Raw genomic sequence first — 22,856 nt, 5'->3', positions numbered from 1 at the left:
CTTTCTGCTAACTAGGGTGGTACCACGGGAATATAACCTCTCGTCCCTAGCGCTGACACGCTACGGGATGCAGAGGTTTTTTTGTTGCATACCGTTTGAGGAGGAAAAGACAATGACAGACACACAGCCGAAGCACGGCTATCAACCGCAAAGTATTGAACCAAAATGGCAGAAATATTGGGATGAGAACAAGACGTTCCGCACCGGGGAAGAGCCGGGCAAACCGAAGTTTTATACTTTGGATATGTTTCCGTACCCATCTGGAGCCGGCCTGCATGTAGGCCACCCAGAGGGCTACACAGCTACGGATATTGTTTCACGTTATAAAAGAATGCGCGGCTACAACGTACTGCATCCGATGGGTTGGGACGCCTTCGGTCTGCCTGCCGAGCAGCATGCGCTGGATACAGGGGAGCACCCACGCGAAATTACGGTAAAAAACGTAAATAACTTCCGCCGTCAAATCAAATCGCTCGGCTTCTCCTACGACTGGGATCGTGAAATCAGCACGACGGACCCTGATTATTACAAATGGACACAGTGGATCTTCATCCAGCTGTACAAGCGCGGCCTTGCATATGTAGCTGAAGTACCCGTGAACTGGTGCCCAGCGCTGGGAACAGTGCTGGCGAATGAAGAAGTTATTGACGGCAAGAGTGAGCGTGGCGGTCATCCGGTCGTCCGTAAACCAATGCGTCAATGGATGCTGAAAATTACGGAATACGCGGATCGTCTGCTGGATGATCTGGAGGAACTGGATTGGTCTGAGAGTATTAAGGATATGCAGCGGAACTGGATCGGTAAGTCTACGGGGGCAGAGGTTCGTTTTCCAATTGAAGGCTATGACGAGCAACTCACAGTATTTACAACCCGCCCAGATACACTGTTCGGCGCAAGCTACTGTGTGCTGGCACCAGAGCAGGAATTAGTGGATATTATCACTACGCCTGAGCAAAAGGATGCTGTACAACAGTACCGTGAACAAGCTGCTCGTAAAAGCGATCTGGAGCGTACGGATCTGGCCAAGGATAAAACAGGCGTATTCACAGGAGCTTATGCAGTGAACCCGGTGAACGGCGAAAAGCTGCCGATCTGGATTGCTGACTATGTACTGGCAGGCTACGGAACTGGAGCGATTATGGCTGTACCAGCTCACGATACGCGTGACTGGGAATTTGCCAAGCAATTCGGATTGAATATTATTGAGGTTGTCCAAGGTGGAGATGTGGCTAATGAGCCATATACTGAGGATGGACCGCACGTCAATTCAGGCCCGCTGAATGGACTTACCAACGAGGAAGCGATTCCGAAGATGATTGAATGGCTGGAAGCCGAGGGCAAAGGACACGGCAAAGTCACCTACCGCCTGCGTGACTGGCTGTTCAGCCGTCAACGCTATTGGGGCGAGCCGATTCCGGTAATTCATCTGGAGGATGGAACGATCAAAACGGTTCCTGAGGACCAACTTCCGCTCGTACTGCCGGAGATGGACAATATTAAGCCTTCAGGTACAGGTGAATCCCCGCTGGCGAACGCAACAGATTGGGTGGAAACCATTGATCCTGAGACAGGTATGAAAGCACGTCGCGAGACGAATACAATGCCGCAATGGGCAGGAAGTTGCTGGTATTACCTGCGCTTTATTGATCCGAAAAATGACAAAGAGCTTGTATCCAAAGAGAAACAACGTGAATGGATGCCTGTTGATTTGTATATTGGCGGAGCGGAACATGCGGTTCTTCACTTGCTGTATGCCCGTTTCTGGCATAAGGTACTGTATGATATCGGCGTAGTGGAAACAAAAGAGCCTTTTTATAAGCTGGTCAACCAGGGTATGATTTTGGGCAACAACAATGAAAAAATGAGTAAATCACGCGGTAATGTCATTAATCCTGATGATATTGTCAATACGTTTGGCGCCGATACGCTGCGTATTTATGAGATGTTTATGGGGCCGCTGGAAGCGACCAAGCCATGGAATGAGAATGGGGTAGAGGGAGCACATCGTTTTCTGTCCCGCGTATGGCGCCTGTTTGTTTCCGAGGATGGTAGCCTGAATGATAAAATTACAAATGACGGCGGTAGCGATGAGTTCAATCGTACTTGGCATAAAACGCTGAAAAAAGTGACCGAGGATCTGGATGCGCTGCGCTTCAATACAGCGATCAGCCAGCTGATGATCTTCACCAACGATGCATACAAAGCAGACCTTCTGCCGCGTGCAGCAATGGAAAACTTCGTGCAAATGCTGTCGCCGCTTGCACCCCATCTGGCTGAGGAATTGTGGCAGCTGCTGGGGCACAATGATAGCATTACCTACGCGGCTTGGCCTGCTTATGATGAAGCATGGACGGTGGACGCCGAAGTGGAAATTGTTGTGCAAGTAAATGGTAAAATCGTACAGCGTGCAACGATTGCTAAGGACCTTGATGCTAAAGCGATGGAGGCATACGCTGTGTCGTTGGACAATGTTCAGCAGGCACTGGCCGGCAAAACGATCCGCAAGGTAATTGCTGTTCCAGGTAAACTGGTTAATATTGTTGCCGGTTAATCGGCTTTAAGCCGAAGGAGACATCTACCTTTTGCATATCCTCTTCATACTTGTTGTGCGTGGCCTGTATCAGCTCGGGAAAGACGCTATGCAGGCTGATGTCCAACAATGCGAGAGCTTCGGCGGTAATACCTCCCGGAACCGCCACTCTGGCCTGTAACTCGGCTGGTGTCATTCCGCCTTCCGTGAGCAGCTTTCCAGTGCCGATAATCATTTCACCGGCCAGGGCGCATAGCTCCGTACGGTCTATACCTGTAGCTTGAACTGCGGCTTGAATCCACTGGTCCATAAAAAAGGCCAAGAAAGCAGGACCACAACTCGAAAAATCCGACGTGATCCGAGTATAAGATTCTTTAACCCGAATCGGCCTGCTGATGTGGGACATAAGCTCTTCCAGAAGGGTGCGATCCTCCTCTGTAATCCGGCTTCCATGGATGCACAGTGAGGCTCCGCTGCCCACTTGGTGGGTGATACTTGGAATAATTTTGGACACTTTGGCTTTCAGTGCATGTTCCAAAATACGAATCTGCACCGGGCTTGTGATAGATACGACGATTTGCTCTTCTGTAATGACGTTGCGTATTTCATCCGTTACGGCTTTTGATTCCAGCGGCTTCACACAGATAAACAGAACATCGCTTTCCGCTGCCGTTTCACGGTTGCTTTGGGCTGCATGCAAACCTGGATAGCGACGGGCTAGCTCGGTTACCTTGGAATGCGTTCGATTGCTTGCTGATATTTGCTGCGGCTTGAGTGCGTTAGAATTAATAAAAGACTCAATTAGCAGACTTCCCATGCTGCCAGTCCCGATAAATCCAACTTTCATTGTTCAACGTCCTCCTTTCATACTTTGCGGTATAGACGCTGTGCTGTCAGCTGTCATTCTTCTTAGTGTATGCGCCTGGTCTTGGCCGACATGACGAATTTTATGTCTGAGCATGTTAGATCGTCCCCGGGGTCGTACCACTTTTTTGTGAAAATGCTCACAGCGAGACCGTATGGAGGTTGTTTGCACCCTCCGGTTTAACGGGAATTGGACAGACTTGCTCTGTTTGATTGAGACGGTGTTTTCAGTCGGCTCAATTTCCCGAAATCCATGTGGAGTAGGGGACGATACGGAAATGAAACGTGTATGGACAGGAACAGCGATAACGCTTGCTGTAATCGGGAGTGGACTTATTTTATTTGCCGGAGGACAGCGCTCTGAGCCGCAAGAAGAGTGGACTTTACTTAACCATAAGGTGGAGCAGGCTGTGGCGATGGAGACAGAGCCAAATGAGTCGCAGCGCAGCAGTGACTACGCCCAGAAAAAGCCTGGTGTAAAAGAACCTTCAGACAAAGCTGAGCGCAGTAGGAATGCTGAAGCCGCTGACAATGTGAAACGTGATACTGTGCAGATTTCTACTGGTGTATCTGCTGCTGTGAGCGAAAACTCTATTGCGGGAAATTCAAGTGCCGTAAAGCAGTCAGGTGTTGCGAATCCGAGCTCAGACACAGGTATTGTCAGTTCGAGTGGTGCAACGACGAGTAGCACCAATAGGGTAAGTGATTCGGTTACTACACCCGATTCCGGCGAAAAAAAGGTAAACATCAACACGGCGACTGCTGCTGAGTTAATGGAATTACCAGGGGTTGGGGCTAAAAAAGCCGAGGCTATACTGAACTACCGTAATCAGCACGGGGCGTTCAAACGTGTGAACGATTTGGATCATGTAAAGGGAATCGGAGCTAAAATGTTGGCTAAAATGAAGCCGTATGTCAGTTTGTAACTTATATAAGATTATAATGTACAGGTCCTGAGAACGGCGGTAGCGGATATGGTTTACGTTTTAACTTGTTTATACGGGAGAGATGGAAATGAGTGCAGATGTACGCAAGGACTGGGACACCTATTTCATGGATATCGCTTATATGGTATCCACCCGTTCGCGCTGTGCGCGGCGTCATGTTGGAGCCGTACTTGTACAAGGTAAAAAGCTTTTGGGGACGGCCTATAATGGAGCACCATCCGGGGTACCTGACTGTTCTGAGGCAGGCTGCATGATCTCAGAGGAGTATGAGGTCGTTCACCGTGATGGGCGTGAGGAAATGGTTAAGAAGCAGCGTTGTATTCGCACTATTCATGCGGAGCAGAACCTGCTGCTGTTTACTGACCGAATTGATCGTGAAGGCTCTTCAGTATATGTCACCGACCAGCCATGCTGGACGTGTGCCAATATGTTGGCGAACAGCGGTATTGTGGAGATTGTATACCACCGACCTTATCCCAAAGATGCCGACAAGGTTCGTGCTATGATGGAGGAAAAGGGAATCGCCTTTCGTATGCTGAAAACCTATCATCCACCAAAAGAAACGCTGATGGATGTAATGAATTAAAAAAGTAAACGAGGAAGAACCTCTGACGAATGCTATTTTGTCAGAGGTTCTTTTTGTTTTGTGTTTTTTGGACAGAAAGCAATGTTTGCTACCGGAAGGTGATTGTATTCAAGCTAAGCTTGTGTTAACTAGACCTATATTGACCCTTACTGTTTGTTGGATTACAGGAAGTGCGGGAGCATGTCTGTATTCTGGACATATGCTTTTGTTACTCTGGGCGGGGGTTACCCTGATCTTTCCGCTTATAGCTTTATGGATGAAAATCCCCATCCGGCATATGGTATTACTTTGGCTTGCATTCAGTGGTGGTGGATTTCATTGGTTTTGGCATGATACGCATAATGTTAGCAGTATTCCCGATGCTCTTCATGTATCGTCTTCTATGGTGGAAGACATGCCTGTTCAAGTAGCAGGGCTTATCGCTTCTAAAGTACAGGTAGATGGTGATCGAACACAGTTTGAGATGAGAGTCACCTCAATCAATCACTACGGAAGTCATTCGAAAAAGGACGAGAATCGTACACCAATTTCTGAACAGGTCATTGTTCATATCAAGTTGGCTGCCAAGCAGGAACAGCAACTTGCGGCAGCATGGCAACGTGGAGATGCAATCCTAGTGCGGGGCACCTTAAAGGCTCCTACAAAAGCGGGGAACTTTGGAGGCTTTGATTACAGTGAATACCTGCACACACAGGAAATCCACTGGCTTTTCAAAGGCGATGGGGTAGCCTCGTTACAGAAACAGGAGGCTTCACTGTGGAACCGCTACACTTTGTTCAGATGGAATGATCAGCTAAGGGAGCAACTAGGGCAGAGAATGGAATCGGCATTTACATCACTTCATCACGCAGGATATATGAAAGGACTGGTGCTTGGGGTAACAGATGAGTTGGACCCAGCAACGTATAACGAGTTTACGAAGCTTGGTTTAACGCATATTTTAGCAATATCGGGCATGCATGTGGCGGTATATGCAGCTACACTATTATATTTACTCAAGCTACTAAGAGTTAGCCGCGAGACATCTCTTACAGTCGTTTTGATACTCATTCCGGCTTATGTCCTGCTGACAGGTGCTTCTCCCTCTGTTGTGAGGGCGGGAATTATGGCGATGATCGGCTTGTTTGCAGCCCGACGAGGCGTGCTCAAAGACGGACTTAATATTTTAAGTATATCCGCGTTGCTCATGCTGATTTGGAATCCATATTATCTACTTAGCGTCAGCTTTCAGCTTTCCTTTTTGGTGACAGGTGGGTTGCTCATTTATATGCCGCTTATGAAGCCGTTTTTCGCCAAATGGCCTTTCCTAATCGGCGGTGAGGTTGCGATTACAATTACGGCACAGCTTGTTTCGTTTCCAATGACGGTATTCTACTTTAATCAATTTTCGCTGTTATCATTTGCGGCCAATTTTGTGCTTGTACCCCTTATTACATATATCGTGCTTCCAATAGGTACGGTGGCGATGGGGCTTTCCTTTTTGTGGGGGGATGGGGCTCGTATTCTTGCGTGGCCGGCAGAGCAATTGAACGATTTGACCTTTTTACTAGTGAAATGGCTGAATGTGGATGATGCTTATGTGAGTATTTGGCCGTCTTCCTCCATCCTGTGGGTCATGGCGTATTACGCAGCTCTGTATAGTGTTCTGTACTGGCTTAAAACGTGGCTGACATCTCGCAGGCAAACAGACGATAATTCTGTTTTGAATTCCACTCCCATATCATCATCCGTGTATACGGGATTAGCGGCTTCTGCCGAATGGGCTGCTGTTTTGAATACAGCTCATGAACCTGAGGGAGCAGGGAAATTTGCGCGTCGACAGTGGAATGGTTATCGTCATTTGGCACTGGCTCTAAGTGTTATCGCCTGGCTTGGGATATTGTATACAGGTTACCAATCTCCTAGTGGAGGAAATACGGGAACTGTTCAATATCTGGATGTGGGCCAAGGTGACAGCATTTTAATTACCACGCCGGGCGGGAAACATATTTTGGTGGATGGCGGGGGTACAATGGACTTTGCTACAGGGAAAAATGCTTGGCGCAAACGCGCAGATCCCTATGAGGTAGGTGAAGATACGATTGTACCCTTGCTAAAGCAACGAGGTGTACATCGGCTGGACGCTGTCATTTTAACACACGGAGATCATGATCATGCAGGAGGACTACAGGCTGTGCTTGACCAGATTCCCGTATCTACCTTGTTTTTTAATGGTACCCTGACAGATAAAGCCCCATTCCGAAAGCTGTTGAACACGGCTTTAGACAAGCAGATTAAGCTGTACGGTGCACATCATAGTATGGAATGGGAGCCAGACCAGGCTACGAAAATCCGCTTTCTCTATCCGTTTACGCCACCGGAGAACGAATCTGAGCAGTTGCCTGTTATGAAGGAGCAAAATCATTACTCTGTTGCCATGATATTGGAGATGGAGGGAGCCTCTTTTTTGTTCACAGGAGATATGGATGATGCAGCAGAGTCGTCGTTGCTCTCTGAATTAACTCGTTTTTCATCAAGTGTGAAAGATAAGGGAGCAACGGGGGCTGTCGGGAAAGCTGTAGATGTCATGAAAATAGCACATCACGGTAGCAAGTATTCCACCTCGGAAGAGTGGTTATCCTACTGGCGACCGAAAGTATCCGTTATTTCGGTCGGTGCGACCAATACTTACGGACATCCGAATGAAGCGGTATTGGAACGTTTATCGGCAGTTGATTCTGCTATATATCGAACAGATACGATGGGAGAGATACAGATTCGAGCGCAGCAAGGAAAACTGAGTGTGAGGTACCAACGCAAACAGTACAAAACAGATACTAATACAACAACATACTAAAACGGGTGCTCACTCTCAGGAGTGGGCTGTTTGCTTTGTATCCAATCTGCATGGACAGTAGCTGTAAGCTTTGATAGAATCATATGAGTAATGAAAATGAGAATCATTATTAATGGGAGGAATATTGTGAGTTATTTTAAATTTAGAGCATTGGCTTATTTGTTCATCATTTCATTAATGCTGGTATTGAGTGCATGCGCTACAAGTGGGGGTGGGACTGTAACAGAAAGCGGTCAATCGACTGCTTCCAAGACCACATCAATTGGAGATGAGGCTGCCACACGTACATATGAAAGTGATAAAGGTACAATTACTCTTCCTGAGCATCCCCAGCGTGTCGTAGTAGCAGTCGGTGATTATGTAGGTGATGTGCTAGCACTTGGTATTACACCTGTAGGGGCTCCAGATACCGTATTTAATGCTCCATATTATAAAAAATACTTGAATGGTGTTGAAAATATCGGTGACAGCTCCGCGTTGTCCCTTGAAAAGGTGATCACCCTAAAGCCGGATCTGATCATTACCTATGATGAGAAAGCATATGAAAATCTGAAAAAAATAGCGCCTACTGTGTTTATTCCATATGGTAAATATCAATATAAGGATCGTCTGATGGAGCTGGGCAAAGTGTTAAACAAGGAGCAGGAAGCGAAGAATTGCCTAGCTGATTTTGCAACCAAGATTGCTGAGAAGAAACAGGCTTTGTCTGACGTCATTGATTCGGGCAAAAAAATCGCTATTTTTGAGATTACAGGAAAAGAATTATATCTATATGGAAAATCTTATGGACGTGGTGGAGCCATACTTTATGACGAGCTGGGACTTCATGCTCCTGAGAAGATAGAAAAGGCAGCGTTCGAGAAGGGGTGGGCCAGCATTTCAATAGAGGCTTTACCGGAGATGCTGGGCGATGCCGATTTTTTAATGTTGGGTATTAGAGGCGACGGAGCAGACCAAGGAAAAGATATTTTATCTAAAAGTGTGTGGAAGAACCTTTCTGCCGTTAAATCAGGTAAAGTATATCAATACTCAATCGACGATTTTTATTTTCAAGATCCGATTGCTCTGACTTATCAATTAGAACTCATATCTGATTTTTTGGTTTCCAAGAAGTAACAATATGATCTTGCAGTTCGAAGGCTAGCATTTAGATGTATGTAGGAGCTAGGGGAAGGTGACTACCTTCCCTTTTTCTGTTATTCTAAGGGAGGATATGCTGGGGATTCTGGGCTTTTTGGTATAATTTTTTTTGTTAAAAAAATAAAATTAGTGTCAGACGTCTATCCTGCAACAATTTGCAAAATGGATACGTCTGTAATATTGCAGGGAGAGGGGGATCCTTTGTGGTAGAGCAGGGACTCATTCGAGCCGCTCAATCGGGCGATCGCGACGCTCTCATTACCCTATTAAGAGAGATAGAACAGCATGTGTACCGTACGGCATATTACATTCTAAACAATGAGCAGGACGCCATGGATGCTTCACAAGAAGCCCTCATACGGATCTATTCCAAAATTAACTCTTATGAGGAAAAAGCGCAGTTTAAAACCTGGGTCCAACGCATTGTAACGAATATATGCATCGACAAATTCAGAAGAACGAAGCCCTCGGTTTCCATTGACGAGCACGACATGATATTCAACGATCCCCAAAACGTGGAGGTCGAGGTGTTGACCTCTTATATGGCACAGGATGTTCGTGAGGCTATACAACAACTTCCGGAGCACCACCGGACGGTAATTGTCTTAAGATATCTGCAGGATTTTTCCTATAACGAGATTGCAGATTCTCTGGATTTGCCGCTAAATACGGTCAAGTCATACTTATATCGTGCAAGACAGCAATTGCAAGGGCTACTTCAGGAATATCAGAAAGGTGGTGTATCAGGATGAAGTGTGGGGAAGAGGTGATGGATTGGATGCAGCGTTATGTGGATCATGAGCTGGGCGAAGAAGAAACGTCCCAATTAATGAACCATATTGCGACTTGCCCGGACTGTGCGGAAAAATTTCTTATTCTTCAGACACTCTCTCGCGAGCTGGAGGAATTGCCTGCGGTTTCCCCGGCGTTCAGCCTGGTGGATTCCATCATGCCTCAGCTTGATGCCATTGACCGCGCACGTGAAGAGCAGGGAAGTGCGCTTCAGGAAATGCAGCCTGTGACTGTAGAGCCTGGACCAGTGCCTAGACAGCGTACCCAGCCTACACCTTGGTGGAATCGAATGGCTGGGCGCGCTGCTATGGGCGTGGCTGCTGCTGCTGTTGTACTGGGGATTGTAGTATTTAACTTCGAGCCTAAAACAGTGCAGGATGCGGAAGGCATACTTACAACCCAGACGCCCGAAGTGACGAATCCGCAGAATCAGACGGGAATTCTTCCAGATACATCCAATGGCAGTGGAGGCCGTGATGCAGCCATTGGTTCGGATTCTACACAGCAGCCATCAGAGCAGGGGCAAGGAACGAATGCATCTCAGCTACCTGCGGATAAAGATCCTGACCTGAGCAAAGGTGCAACCAATGCAGACGATGAAAAGAACTCTTCCAAACGGGATGCTGGGAAACGTGACGATCAGCGAGCTGGGGAGGAAGACTCGACGAAATCTGCACCAGCTGAACGTTCTTCTCGTCAGGAGGAAGGGCAGGGACAGCTACGTACGGATCGTCAGATGACAAAGGAAAATCCGTCTGCTGCAGATGCTCCTAAATCTGAGGACAAACAGTTAAGTCAGGAAAAATCTGATCAACCTACGATTGCATCTGATGAACAGTTAGAACCGAAAATGGAAAAAGCGCCCTTAGCGGGTACGGGTACGGCTCAGGACGGTAATAACGATAGCACAAGTACGAATGATTCATCTTCGTCGCTTAGTCAGGAATTGAAGGTGCAGGAGCGGATTGCGTCAAACGAAACGTCGAAAGACACGACTTCCAAAAGCATCACTAAGGATTCGGGGAATGCCTCGGGAACGGATAGCAGCAATGCAGCTTCTAATGATCAGCAATCATCCGTGTCACAAGACCCAGTTCGTAAAGAAGGCTTTGTATCTAATTCACTGGTCTCTCCAGACAACGATAATGCTTCCAGCTATAGTGCCCAATCCGCATCTACAGATCAGCTCAACTCGCCTGATGGTAGCTATGCGGTGGCTATTGAGGGCAAAAAGCTGAAAGTGTATAAGCTTTCCGATAACGGTGTAGACCGAACAACCCTGGAAGTCCGTACTTTAAAAGGTGCCTGGGTCAAAGGCAGCTGGTCAGAAGACAGCCAGACCTTTATGTATGAGACGGAGCAGGATGGGACAGCAAGTAAATATACGTACACCGTCCCGCGCAGCACTGGAAAATAGTTTCCGTAAGTTGACACACTTTTAAAAACAGAGAATAAACTATATGAACCGACGTCGTATCCCGACGGCCGAAAGTTTCTAGAGCTTTCTGCTGCCGTGTTGATATAGATGGTGGTGAAGGGATCCTGCCTATAGGCAGGGTCCCTTCGTTTGTATCATGACTTGCCTTCCGTTCGGATGTCGGGTACGATCAGTGGGTGGGGGGAACGGAAAATGGATATAAAAACAGCCTCTAAGGCTATTCGCAAAGGCGACATTTCGCCAGTGTATTTGCTATACGGCAGTGAAAAATATCAAATGAAGCAGTTTGTTGAGATGCTTAAAGAGAAAGTGGTGGAAGAGGAGCATCGTGACTTCGCCATCATTCCTTATGATTTAACCGAAACGCCCATTGAGGTGGTCGTGGAGGAGGCGGAAACAGCGCCTTTTCTGGTACCAAAGAAGCTGATTATTGTACGGGATACCAGTGTATTTGCAGCAGGCAAAGATAGCGGTAAGATAGAGCACCGGCTTGAGACGCTGTTGACTTATATGGATAACCCGACTGACTATAGCGTCATCGTTTTTACGGTTCAGGCTGAAAAGTTGGATGAACGGAAAAAGATTGTCAAAAAACTGAAAAGTGATGCTTCGGTTATTGCTTTTGCTCCAATGGGTGGAGATGATCTTGTGGCTTGGATTCATAAGCGTGCAGGAGAAAGAGAAGTGCAATTGGCAGCAGGAGCTGCTGAAAGTCTCATTCAATTCACAGGTACCGGGCTGCAATCCTTGGCTGCCGAGATAGACAAGCTTTGCTTGTACGCAGGAGCACAGGGAACCATCTCATCTGCTGATATAGAATCCCTGGTGCCTCGCAACACAGAGCAAAACGTATTTGCGATGGTTGAGGATCTGGCTAATTTGCGGCTGGATAAGGCACTCAGTATTTTCTATGAGTTGCTTAAGCAAAAAGAGGAACCGATCAAGATTGCCGCTTTGATCACGCGCCAGTTCCGTATTATGTTGCAGGTCAAAGAGCTGGCAGGTCAAAGCTATTCCCAGCAACAAATTGCGAGTCAGCTTAGTTTGCATCCTTATGGAGTGAAAGTTGCAGGAGACCAAGCGCGGAGGTTTCGCCCTGAGCAGCTGCGTCAGCTTCTCTACGAATTGGGCGAGCTGGATTATCATATGAAAACAGGTGTCGTTGATAAGGTACTGGGACTGGAATTATTTTTAATGAAAATGGGTGCGGGGGCTTCAATCTAATTCCCTCCATGTGCTGTTATAGAGTCAGCTAATGTATCGTGAAAAGCTGACTCTATAAATTAATAAAAGTTATAAACTAAAAAACCTGATCAGCCAAGGCTGGTCAGGTTTTTTTCATTAACGTATGAAAGTAGCTCTTGCTTACGCTTGAGCTGTAAGAGCGTTAAGTTTTTTCGCCAAGCGGGATTTCTTGCGAGCAGCTGCATTTTTGTGGATCAGACCTTTAGTTACAGCCTTGTCCAGCTTTTGGGAAGCTACTTTGAAAGCAGCAGCAGCAGTTTCAGCTTCGTTACCTACCAACGCTGTATCGGCAGCTTTTACTGCTGTACGAAGCGCAGATTTTTGGGAAGCGTTCAACGCACGGCGTTTGTCGCTAGTTTTAACGCGTTTGATAGCGGATTTGATGTTTGGCATTACATTCACCTCCTGTAAAGGCATTACTTATGAACACAAACGTTTCACAACTTAAAATATTTTAGCATGCCACACCTCAAATTGCAATAAGAAAACATTCTGAGGCGATGCGAATTACAGGATGAAAATGGATGTGCATAAACCTGTTGGGTGTCTCGCACACTATAGTCAAAGATGGTATCCAAGGAGGCTTAAAAGATGGATCTGGATTTGCAGAAGTATGCGGTACGCACGGATTTGGCATTAGAGGCAAGAGAACTGGCCGAACGGGATCAGCCTGTACCTCTGGCAGGCATAAGTGAGAATGTGGAGGAAGATAACGGAATCAAAATCACACGGCTGGATGTACTGAATGAAGAAGGAGCCAACCGTATTGGGCGGGTACAAGGACATTACGTCACACTAGAAGTACCCGGCCTGCGTGAAGGCGACACGGGGCTCCAGCAACGTGTCGCTATTGCATTTGCAAAAGAAATGGAGCATTTTATACAAAAAATAGGAATCTCTAATACGGCAAAGGTACTGGTGGTAGGTCTGGGCAACTGGAACGTCACTCCCGATTCGCTGGGTCCGCTTGTCGTTGAAAATTTAATGGTGACTCGTCAATTTTTTGAACTGACACCTGATCAAATCAACCCGGGCTATCGAGATGTAAGCGCAATTGCACCGGGCGTCCTGGGTATTACGGGGATCGAGTCCAGTGAAATTGTTCAAGGCATCGTGGATCGCACAAAGCCAGAACTGATTATTGCCATTGACGCTCTGGCGTCACGTTCACTGGAGCGCGTCAACACGACCATTCAGGTGGCCGATATCGGGATACATCCGGGTTCAGGTATTGGCAACAAGCGGCGCGGTATCACCAAGGATATTATGGGCGTTCCGTGTATCGCTATCGGCGTACCAACGGTATGCTACGCTTCGACCATTGTCAATAACGTAATTGAACTGATGAAAACACATTTTACCAAAGAAAAGGCTTCTACAAAAGCAATCCTGGGGATGTTGGACGATATTTCAGAACCTGAGAGACTTGGGCTTGTGAGAGAGGTCCTACAACCGCTGGGGCATGATCTGATTGTGACTCCTAAAGAGATCGATGAATTTATTGAAGATATCGCGAACATTATTGCTACTGGATTGAACGCTGCTCTGCACGAAGCTGTTGATCCTGGCAATGTCGCCGCCTATACGCATTAATCAAGGGTTGGTAAAATCGTATTTCATACACAAAAGTCTCTATCTAACAGGAATCTAATCTCTTTCAAAAAGGGAGGTGATATATCTGTAGTAGAGATTTTTTGTGTTCTAGCAATTGTTCTCCGTTCATAGAGTTGAAGTATAAGAGATTTCCGTAGCAGATAGGAACCCTATGTTCCTAAATAAAGCGGGTTTCGACGGGACGAAGGAGGACAAGGCTCACATGAAAAAAATTCAGACCTGGAACGTCGGAAGATGGAGAAGAAAAGGTATCGAAATTTTGGCGATGGGACACACGCTTGTGCTGCTGATCATGGGCTCGGCGCTTTTATTTGTCGTTTTGGGGCTAGGGGGATTGGCAGAAAATCGTCTACAAACCTCTCCTGTTTCTTCCATGAAAGGATTGGCAGGATCGGTGTCCAGCGGTTTTTTCGCGGATATGCTAGGTATGGAAGTACCTCATTTGGCACAAAAGAAGCAGCAATCTTCGTTGTCGGGTGAACAATGGTCGCCTTTTGTTTTTCAGATGCTTACAGGTATTAATCCGCAGGACCCTAAAAGTCTCATTTCTCGTGAAATTCCTGGTATGTCTGCAGGAGCACCTGTCTTGCTGCGTAAGGGTTCGGGGAACACCAAGGTAGAGGGTCCTACGGATTATCAGCCCGATCAGGGGACGACGGATGCCCCTGGTGGCTCAGATACATCTGAGAATCCACCGACTACTACGCCGGATATTCCGACAACACCGGAAACAGACCCGGTACGTGAGGATCATCCAGGTGATACAGCCAAAGGGGACAAGCGTATATTAATCTACCATTCTCATCCCAGAGAAGCATATAACCCACTACTCAGCAAAACCAGTTCCAATCCTAATTCAGGTTCTAAATCAGCTAATGTGTCAAGGGTAGGGGACTTTGTAAAGAAGAGGCTGGAAAAGCAAGGGATATCCACATTGCATGTAAACAAGGATTATGCCACTACAGTTCAAAATTACAATTGGAACTACTCCTATAAATATTCACGCGAAACAGTCAAGGAAGCTTTAGCTGGAAATAAAGGTTTAACTTATCTGCTTGATATCCATCGAGATTCACAACGTCACGGAAAAACAACAGCAACCATTAATGGGCTTTCCTATGCCAAGGTATATTTTATTATCGGGCATGACAACAAAAATTGGCGCGAGAATGAAGCTTTTGCTGCTCGTATTCATGAAAAGTTGGAAAAATCGTATCACGGCGTATCACGTGGTGTATGGGGGAAAGATGGTGGCAAAGGCAATAACGGTGAGTACAATCAAAGCTTGTCTTCCCACAGTATTTTGATCGAAATTGGGGGTATTGACAACACCGAGGAGGAGTTAAAACGTACCTCGGACGTTTTGGCGGACATGATCGGTGAAGTGTATTGGGAAGATCAGAAAGCTCAGAAAGCGGGCACTAACGTATCGGATACAAAAAAGAGCAACAGCGGCAATTAAATGAGGTAGCGGTAAGGGGGAAGGGTAATGTCTGGACATTTTCGTAAGAAAGCACTTGGATTTGTACTGCTCATGGGGGCAGGCATTCTACTCGGTATGCAACTGGCAGGATCTGGCCTTCGTTCAGTGTATGGACCGGAATGGAATGGGGATACGATTCAATCGGTAAATCATCAGAAAGTCGGATATGAACAGACGGTTATTGAGGATACACCCGCAGCTAACACTCGTGCATATAGCGGTACGTATAGCACAAGTGGAAATGTTAAGGTTGAGCCGACAACGGGAGTGGGTATAAACGAAGCTAGTGGAAGGGAAGAAAATGAGGAACAGACGGAGCATGGGGCATCCAGGTGGTATTCGACGACTGTGCAGCATGTCAATACTCAGGGCCTGGAGACACCGCGTGAACTGCTGGCCGTCAAGGAACAGCAAGCCTCGGTGGATACCATGGCGGACAAAACAGCTGGGTTGCTTCAAAACCTGTCGAGACAGGGCATTCGATGGGTCGTATCTGTATTTGATGGAGTAACAGAATAGAAATATTGCTGACCCCCCTTACAACTGCTATAATAAGCTGATTGACACTAGGCATTGTGTGGGGGTAAGGCATGACTGACATTTTGGCAAGACAACGTAAAATTCGGAACTTTAGTATCATTGCACATATAGACCATGGTAAATCCACGCTGGCTGACCGGATTTTAGAATATACCGGTGCACTCACTTCTCGTGAAATGCAGGAACAAGTGCTTGACCAGATGGAGTTGGAACGGGAGCGCGGAATTACGATCAAGCTCCAGGCAGTGCGACTCACTTATAAGGCCGATGACGGCGAAGAGTACATTTTGAATTTGATTGATACACCGGGACACGTCGATTTTACGTATGAGGTATCCCGTAGTTTGGCAGCCTGTGAAGGTGCTTTGCTGGTAGTAGACGCCGCGCAGGGAATCGAGGCACAGACGTTGGCTAACGTATATTTGGCGTTAGATAACAATCTGGAGATTTTGCCGGTGCTTAACAAGATTGATTTGCCAAGTGCTGATCCTGAACGGGTAAAACAGGAAATCGAGGATGTTATCGGCTTGGATACAAGCGAGACCGTGCATGCTTCAGCCAAAGCTGGAATCGGTATCAAGGAAATTTTGGAGCAGGTAGTCAGAAGTGTGCCTGCTCCGCAAGGTAATCCGGATAATCCGCTCAAGGCACTCATTTTCGATTCGCACTATGATCCTTATAAAGGCGTTATCGTATATGTTCGCGTCGTGGATGGTAGTATTCGAGCCGGTTCGAAAATTAAAATGATGGCGACTGACAAAACGTTTGAGGTTATTGAAGTTGGTGCTTTTATGCCGCGTATGAACATTGTGGACGAGCTGAATATCGGTGATGTTGGCTTTATCGTTGCCGGAATTAAGCATGTAGGCGATACGCGTGTCGGGGATACCGTGACAGATGCAAAAAATCCAACATTAGAACCGATGCCAGGTTATCGCAAAATAAATCCGATGGTTTATTGCGGTCTGTATCCAATCGAAACATCGGAGTATAACGATCTGCGTGAGGCGCTTGAAAAGCTACAGTTGAACGATGCTTCGCTCAGTTTTGAGCCGGAAACATCAAGCGCGTTGGGCTTTGGCTTCCGTTGCGGATTCCTTGGTCTGCTTCATATGGACGTTATCCAGGAGCGGATTGAACGTGAATTTAACATTCCGCTGATTACAACAGCACCAAGCGTTATTTACCGCATAAAGTTGACGAATGGGGAAACGATCCAGATCGACAACCCATCGAATTATCCGGAAATCGGACGGATTGAACATGTGGAAGAGCCCTATGTAAAAGCAGGTATTATCGTCCCTAATGATTACGTAGGTACGGTGATGGAGCTTTGTCAAACCAAGCGTGGGGAATACGTAAATATGGAATACCTGGATACGACACGGGTAACCATTACGTATCAAATTCCGCTGTCTGAAATCGTATATGATTTCTTCGATCAGCTTAAATCAAGTACCAAAGGCTATGCTTCCTTTGATTATGAGATTTCAGGCTATCGCCAGTCCAACCTGGTGAAAATGGATATTTTGTTGAATGGCGAGCAGGTCGATGCGCTGTCGTTCATCGTGCATAGAGATCGGGCTTATCATCGCGGACGTATTATCTGTGAGAAGCTGCGCGAGCTCATCCCGCGTCAAATGTTTGAGGTGCCGATCCAGGCATCTGTGGGAACAAAGGTTGTGGCGCGTGAAACCGTTAAGGCGATGCGTAAAAACGTCTTGGCCAAATGCTACGGCGGCGATATTTCTCGTAAACGGAAGCTGCTTGAAAAGCAAAAAGAGGGCAAGAAGCGTATGAAGCAGGTCGGTAACGTAGAAGTACCACAGGAAGCATTTATGGCGGTACTGAAAATAGATGAGTAAAGCTGCTTGAAGTATTCGTCCATTCTTTCATGGGGCATTTGCCGTGCATGGAGAATGGACGTTATTTATTTGAGCAAGCTATCCAGAGATGGAGTGTTTGTTATCTCAGTTGCAAAAATAGTATAACAACAGCATCTTTAAGCGTATTTCTAAAGATGCTTTACTCTTACTGCAACAACTACACCACAAAAAAATGACCGATGGTGGTAGGCAGCGGCGGAGTGGTCCATTTGAATCTGGAGAAGCGTAGCCTTTACTCCCCAATTTTAACTGTAAGAGTGCTTATATAATAGAAAATTGGGAAGTAACAGCGATCAGAAGATCAAATGGAACACGAAGCGGTTGATCTCGACCTTCGGCGTATTTTTTCACTATTCCCTGAATTGACAAGGAGGATCGGTATGACCGCATCCATACAAAAACATGAACATTCATCCGCCCCTCAAGCGGTTTACCTGCATATACCTTTTTGCACGAATAAATGCTTTTACTGTGATTTCAACTCTTATGTGCTCAAGGATCAACCTGTTATGGAATATCTGTATGCACTGGAACGAGAAATGGAACATACAGTCAAGCTTCACCCGCCAGGAGAGATTAAAACCATTTTTGTCGGGGGTGGAACACCAACAACCCTAAACCCGAAGGAAATGGAGTATTTTCTGAAGAGTGTCCGAACCTATTTTCCACATTGGGCGGAAGATATTGAGTTTTCCATGGAAGCCAATCCAGGCACCACTGATTTTGAAAAACTCTCTGTGATGAAAGAAGGCGGCGTCAATCGACTGAGCTTTGGTGTACAGGCTTTTCAGAATGAGCTACTCACAGGTATAGGTCGTATTCACAGTACAGATGACGTATATCGTAGTTTGGAAAACGCCCGTAAGGTAGGCTTGGACAACTTGTCGATTGACCTGATGTTCGGTTTGCCGAATCAAACGGTGGACATGCTGCATGAAAGCGTGAGTAGAGCACTAGAGCTGGAGCTTCCTCATTACTCTATCTACAGCTTGAAGGTTGAAGAAAATACGCTCTTCCACACGCTGTATCAGAAAAATCAGCTACCGCTTCCACACGAGGATGATGAACTGGAAATGTATTTACTCCTCATGCGTCGCATGAAAGAAGCGGGTTATGAGCAGTATGAGATTAGCAATTTTGCAAAACCAGGCTTGGGGAGCAAGCACAACATGACCTATTGGCGAAATGAAGACTATTACGGTCTCGGCGCAGGGGCACATGGATATGTTGGCAGAGAGCGTCATATGAACATTAAGGGTATTAACCCTTATGTGGAGGCTAGTCGTAATGGTTTGCCACGTCTGGATAGCTTTGAGGTGCCAGCGGCGGAAGCTATGGAGGATTTTCTTATGGTCGGTTTGAGAATGCTAGAGGGCGTTTCTAAGTCCCGTTTTGAAGCTCAATTCGGTCAGGCGTTGGAGGATACATTTACTGCTCCTCTCGGAAAAATGCTCAATGCCGGGTTAATCGAATCCATTGAGGACGGTTATCGTTTGAGTGAACGCGGCATTTTATTCGGAAATGATGTATTTGCAGAGTTCATCGGTTCTATCACGGTAAATTCATAAGTCGTAGGCTTCAGTACAGTACGTTTCAACTTTATAAGCTGGGAAGATCATTTTATAACACCATTCTGTCACATCAGGGTAAATGGAGTATTGCGATTCTATGCGTTATGTTGTATATTTATTCATTATATGCGGCAAGCGGCAGGAGGAGAGCAATATGGCTTCAGTGTGTAAAGATGTATTGTGCAGAAGTGCGGTTCCTGAGGATGTGGAGCCTTTATATCAAATGATTAGCGGCTATGCAGAGCGGGGGATTATGCTGCCACGTTCGAGGGAAGTGCTTACGCGCCAACTGGAGCTGTTTATTGTTGCAGAGGTGGACGGCGAAGTTGTTGGTTGTGGTTCTTTATGCAAATTGGGCGCTGATCTGGTAGAGATTCGCTCCCTTGGCATCTCTGAAGGACACAAAGGTATGGGTATAGGCTCTAAGCTCGTGGAGGGCCTTATTATAGAAGCTCAGCGACAACGTATTCCTAAAATTATGGCATTGACCTACGAGGTCTCCTTTTTTATAAAAAACGGTTTTGATGTAGTAAGCAAAGAGATTTTCCCTGAAAAGGTATGGACCGACTGCATTCACTGTAGTAAACAAAACAATTGTGATGAAATCGCAGTGTTGAAAGTACTGAACTGACCTGTCAATAATGAGGTCAGTTCTTTTTTCATCAGGACCTAATCATGCGTATATTATACAGGCTACATTGTTTAATCCTGATTCATTTCTCATATGTTTTGAGCAACCACCAAATGAATTGATGATGAGGCTCCAGTTCGGAAGGTATTCCATTCAGGCTTCTTATCGGATGGTCCTTATGATAATCAGTATCATTATAAAAGTATGCAGTGCCGGCTAATGGAACTCGGTGTTTATATTTATACAAGGCGACAACATATCTTTCAGACGCTCCGCTTCTGCTTGGACTATATGTATATCCTTCCCAATCGGCTAGTGTTAAATCATCGTAATGTTGTATTGCCGATATACTGTATTTTATTTGCTTGGGAATACTTGGACTGGATTCTTGAGGGTAAAACAAAATGGTATTCCATATGCTTAAAAGTATTGTAGGAACCAAGATTAAGGCACAACACAGGGGGCTTAATTTACGAATTAAATGGATGACTGAAATAATAAGGGCTGCATTCAGGATGAATACCAATGGCAAAGCAACTATTCTTCCTAGTCTTGTATACGGAAACAACTCGATTAAAATTTGAAACATACAAATTGTAGGTAAAAGTGCGATCAATGCGTATAAAAGATTGCGGCGATTAGTTCTCAAATTTAATTCCTCCTCAAGGACAAAGAAGCTATAAAAGAAGCTATAATGGTATGGAGACATAGTCTCGAATTTTTCTATTTTCTGTGTCACTATACATAAATACGGTTTTTATGCGCTGTATATTGAGATTTTTCGTGAAAAAGTGTAAACGTTGTGGATTCATTCCAGTAAACTAAACTGTTGTGATAAATCTTGTTTATTGAAAATACTGAACTGACTTGACAATGATCAGGTCGGTTTGGTATTTTTGTATTAACGGTTAGCACTCATCGCGAACGAGTGCTAATGATTCCATTAACAATCATGCTATTATGGATAAACAACAAGGGGGGATTCGCTTGTTAACCGAACGTCAGAGACTCATTCTGAATGCGATTATTGATGACTACATTCGTTCGGCTGAGCCAGTGGGTTCCCGCAGCATATCCAAAAGGCAGGATGTCGGATTCAGCCCGGCCACAATCCGTAATGAAATGTCGGATTTGGAGGAACAGGGCTATCTGGAGCAACCCCATACTTCTGCGGGACGCATCCCGTCTCATAAAGGCTACCGTTATTATGTGGACCATCTGGTGCCACTGAATACACTGAAGCCTATGGAAATGCGGGAACTGAAAGCCTTTTACGCCGAAAAGCTGAATGTAATGGAGCAAGTGATCCAGCATGCGTCAGGCATTTTGTCCCATATGACCAATTATACTTCCATCCTGCTTGGGCCGGAGGTTTTTCATACTTCATTGCGTCATTTTCAGCTGCTGCCGCTCAACGAAACGACGGCTGTGGCGATAATCGTGACCAATACCGGTCAGGTGGAGAATAAAACGGTAGATATTCCACCGGGAATTTCAATTTCCGAGATGGAGAAGGTTGTGAATTTACTGAACAGCAAGCTGGTCGGTGTGCCGATTTATCAGCTTAAATCACGCCTTTACACCGCACTTGGTCAGGAGATGGAGAAGCATGTGTCTCATTTTGAGGACGCTATGAAGGTGCTGGATAAAGCACTGGATAATGAATCGGATCAGCGCTTGTATTTGAGCGGTGCGACGAACATGCTCAATCAACCTGAATTTAAAGATGTAGAAAAGGTTAAACATATTCTCGATCTGCTGGAGGAAACACCAACGCTACTTAAACTAATGACACCTGTTGCCGGAGCACCTGAAATTCAAGTCCGCATCGGCACTGAAAATGATCATGAAGCGTTTGCCAATTGTAGCCTAATTACTGCCACGTATGCAGTAGACGGAGAAGCGTTGGGCACTATAGGCATACTGGGTCCGACACGGATGGAATATGCGAGAGTTATTAATATTTTGGGTATCCTGTCTAAGGATTTGACCGCAATGCTAACGCAGCGGTTTAAATAGAACAAGACCGCATAGGTTGCGGTACTACATGTTCCGCGCCGGGATACGGTTTGTATCCTGCGCGGGTGCATTGTTGCGTGTTTTTGTAAAGGTAGTTATGACTTGAAGGAGGTGAAACATTTTGAAGGAAGAACAAGCGTTCCAAGAAGAAAAACAACAAAATGTAAGCACAGAGGAAGCCGCCGAAACGAGCCAGCAGGAAGAGCCGGTTAATGAAGCGGCGGCACTGGAAGACCAAGAAAGCGAAACAGAGCTGACTAAGCTTCGCGCTCAGGCGGAAGAGCATCAGCAACGGTTTTTACGCGCTCAGGCGGATTTTGATAATTTTCGCCGTCGTACGCTGAAAGAAAAAGAAGACCTTGCCAAATATGCATCTATGAAGCTGGTTACCGAGTTGGTGCCTGTTTTGGATAACTTCGAGCGTGCGCTGGCAACAGCACCGCAAGGAGCGGAGTCTGAGTCATTCAGCAAAGGCGTGGAAATGATTTTCCGCCAGTTTGAGAGTGTGCTTCAGGCAGAGGGAGTAACGGCCATGAATTCAGTGGGACAACCGTTTAATCCTGATTTCCATCAGGCTATTATGCAGGTAGAGAGCGAAGAGCATGAGGAAGGCATCGTCGTTGAAGAGGTACAAAAAGGATACATGCTGAAGGACAAGGTGCTTCGTCCAGCGATGGTAAAAGTGAGCATGTAGCTTTTTCAATATACATTAGAAATACATCAATTTGATTCAA

20 protein-coding genes and 1 other annotated feature (1 of these 21 cut by a window edge) are annotated in these 22,856 nt (G+C 46.1%); of the genes, 17 read left to right on the top strand and 3 right to left on the bottom strand.

What is annotated here, in order from left to right; genetic code table 11:
- Positions 1-51, top strand: a binding site (T-box leader) (it extends 206 nt beyond the left edge of the window).
- Positions 52-112: 61 nt separating this feature from the next.
- Positions 113-2,551, top strand: coding sequence for a leucine--tRNA ligase (gene leuS, locus NLX74_RS23770; protein WP_254330609.1), 2,439 nt, complete (start codon positions 113-115; stop codon positions 2,549-2,551).
- Here leuS and comER read toward each other — a convergent pair.
- Complete coding sequence (gene comER, locus NLX74_RS23765; protein WP_028540440.1) at positions 2,532-3,377, bottom strand: late competence protein ComER; 846 nt, start codon at positions 3,375-3,377, stop codon at positions 2,532-2,534. The two genes, leuS and comER, sit on opposite strands and share 20 nt — an antisense overlap.
- A gap of 295 nt (positions 3,378-3,672) precedes the next feature.
- Between comER and NLX74_RS23760 the strand changes: the two genes are divergently transcribed.
- The 8 genes from NLX74_RS23760 (at position 3,673) to holA (ending at position 12,357) form a co-directional block, all read left to right on the top strand.
- On the top strand, positions 3,673-4,320 hold the full coding sequence (locus NLX74_RS23760; protein ID WP_254330608.1) for a ComEA family DNA-binding protein: 648 nt from the start codon (positions 3,673-3,675) through the stop codon (positions 4,318-4,320).
- Between the two features lie 88 nt (positions 4,321-4,408).
- Complete coding sequence (locus NLX74_RS23755; RefSeq protein WP_025723414.1) at positions 4,409-4,927, top strand: deoxycytidylate deaminase; 519 nt, start codon at positions 4,409-4,411, stop codon at positions 4,925-4,927.
- A gap of 180 nt (positions 4,928-5,107) precedes the next feature.
- The gene (locus NLX74_RS25945; protein WP_254330637.1) at positions 5,108-5,260 is read left to right on the top strand and encodes a hypothetical protein; all 153 of its coding nucleotides are present in this window, start codon (positions 5,108-5,110) and stop codon (positions 5,258-5,260) included.
- A complete protein-coding gene (locus tag NLX74_RS23745; RefSeq protein ID WP_254330635.1) occupies positions 5,190-7,763 on the top strand; it encodes a ComEC/Rec2 family competence protein in 2,574 nt (857 codons plus the stop codon). The genes NLX74_RS25945 and NLX74_RS23745 overlap by 71 nt, the downstream gene beginning before the upstream one ends.
- 126 nt (positions 7,764-7,889) lie before the next feature.
- Positions 7,890-8,879 (top strand): iron-hydroxamate ABC transporter substrate-binding protein, encoded by a 990-nt coding sequence (locus tag NLX74_RS23740; protein WP_254330606.1) that lies wholly within the window; start codon positions 7,890-7,892, stop codon positions 8,877-8,879.
- A 227-nt stretch (positions 8,880-9,106) separates the two neighbouring features.
- Positions 9,107-9,655 carry an RNA polymerase sigma factor gene (locus NLX74_RS23735; RefSeq protein WP_013311184.1) on the top strand — a complete coding sequence of 183 codons (549 nt, stop codon included), beginning with the start codon at positions 9,107-9,109 and terminating at the stop codon, positions 9,653-9,655.
- Entirely contained in the window at positions 9,652-11,112 is a 1,461-nt protein-coding gene (locus tag NLX74_RS23730; RefSeq protein WP_254330604.1) for an anti-sigma factor, read from the top strand. The genes NLX74_RS23735 and NLX74_RS23730 overlap by 4 nt, the downstream gene beginning before the upstream one ends.
- A 213-nt stretch (positions 11,113-11,325) precedes the next feature.
- A complete protein-coding gene (gene holA / locus NLX74_RS23725) occupies positions 11,326-12,357 on the top strand; it encodes a DNA polymerase III subunit delta (RefSeq protein ID WP_254330603.1) in 1,032 nt (343 codons plus the stop codon).
- A 141-nt stretch (positions 12,358-12,498) separates the two neighbouring features.
- Here the strand turns inward: holA and rpsT are convergent, their stop codons facing one another.
- Positions 12,499-12,771 (bottom strand): 30S ribosomal protein S20, encoded by a 273-nt coding sequence (gene rpsT, locus NLX74_RS23720; protein WP_013311181.1) that lies wholly within the window; start codon positions 12,769-12,771, stop codon positions 12,499-12,501.
- A gap of 198 nt (positions 12,772-12,969) precedes the next feature.
- Between rpsT and gpr the strand changes: the two genes are divergently transcribed.
- From gpr to NLX74_RS23690, 6 genes are all read left to right on the top strand, one after another.
- Positions 12,970-13,971 carry a GPR endopeptidase gene (gene gpr, locus NLX74_RS23715; protein WP_039272306.1) on the top strand — a complete coding sequence of 334 codons (1,002 nt, stop codon included), beginning with the start codon at positions 12,970-12,972 and terminating at the stop codon, positions 13,969-13,971.
- A 223-nt stretch (positions 13,972-14,194) separates the two neighbouring features.
- Positions 14,195-15,454: a stage II sporulation protein P gene (locus NLX74_RS23710; RefSeq protein ID WP_069290028.1), complete on the top strand. Its 1,260-nt coding sequence runs from the start codon at positions 14,195-14,197 to the stop codon at positions 15,452-15,454.
- A 27-nt stretch (positions 15,455-15,481) separates the two neighbouring features.
- Positions 15,482-15,994: a hypothetical protein gene (locus NLX74_RS23705; protein ID WP_235309317.1), complete on the top strand. Its 513-nt coding sequence runs from the start codon at positions 15,482-15,484 to the stop codon at positions 15,992-15,994.
- A 71-nt stretch (positions 15,995-16,065) separates the two neighbouring features.
- On the top strand, positions 16,066-17,880 hold the full coding sequence (lepA, locus tag NLX74_RS23700; RefSeq protein ID WP_029515362.1) for a translation elongation factor 4: 1,815 nt from the start codon (positions 16,066-16,068) through the stop codon (positions 17,878-17,880).
- A 401-nt stretch (positions 17,881-18,281) separates the two neighbouring features.
- Entirely contained in the window at positions 18,282-19,469 is a 1,188-nt protein-coding gene (gene hemW, locus NLX74_RS23695; protein ID WP_039272303.1) for a radical SAM family heme chaperone HemW, read from the top strand.
- A gap of 157 nt (positions 19,470-19,626) precedes the next feature.
- Positions 19,627-20,103, top strand: a complete 477-nt coding sequence (locus NLX74_RS23690; protein ID WP_254330601.1) for an N-acetyltransferase — start codon at positions 19,627-19,629, stop codon at positions 20,101-20,103.
- A gap of 82 nt (positions 20,104-20,185) precedes the next feature.
- Here NLX74_RS23690 and NLX74_RS23685 read toward each other — a convergent pair whose 3' ends face one another.
- Positions 20,186-20,752: a hypothetical protein gene (locus tag NLX74_RS23685; protein ID WP_254330599.1), complete on the bottom strand. Its 567-nt coding sequence runs from the start codon at positions 20,750-20,752 to the stop codon at positions 20,186-20,188.
- Between the two features lie 338 nt (positions 20,753-21,090).
- Here NLX74_RS23685 and hrcA point away from each other — a divergent pair, with 338 nt between their 5' ends.
- Positions 21,091-22,122 (top strand): heat-inducible transcriptional repressor HrcA, encoded by a 1,032-nt coding sequence (hrcA, locus tag NLX74_RS23680; protein WP_013372178.1) that lies wholly within the window; start codon positions 21,091-21,093, stop codon positions 22,120-22,122.
- A 121-nt stretch (positions 22,123-22,243) separates the two neighbouring features.
- Positions 22,244-22,816, top strand: coding sequence for a nucleotide exchange factor GrpE (gene grpE, locus NLX74_RS23675; RefSeq protein WP_013311172.1), 573 nt, complete (start codon positions 22,244-22,246; stop codon positions 22,814-22,816).
- Positions 22,817-22,856: the final 40 nt, after the last annotated feature.

Source organism: Paenibacillus sp. MZ03-122A, from assembly GCF_024213325.1.
Lineage (GTDB): Bacteria > Bacillota > Bacilli > Paenibacillales > Paenibacillaceae > Paenibacillus > Paenibacillus polymyxa_B.
This window is presented reverse-complemented; position numbering and strand designations above follow the sequence as displayed.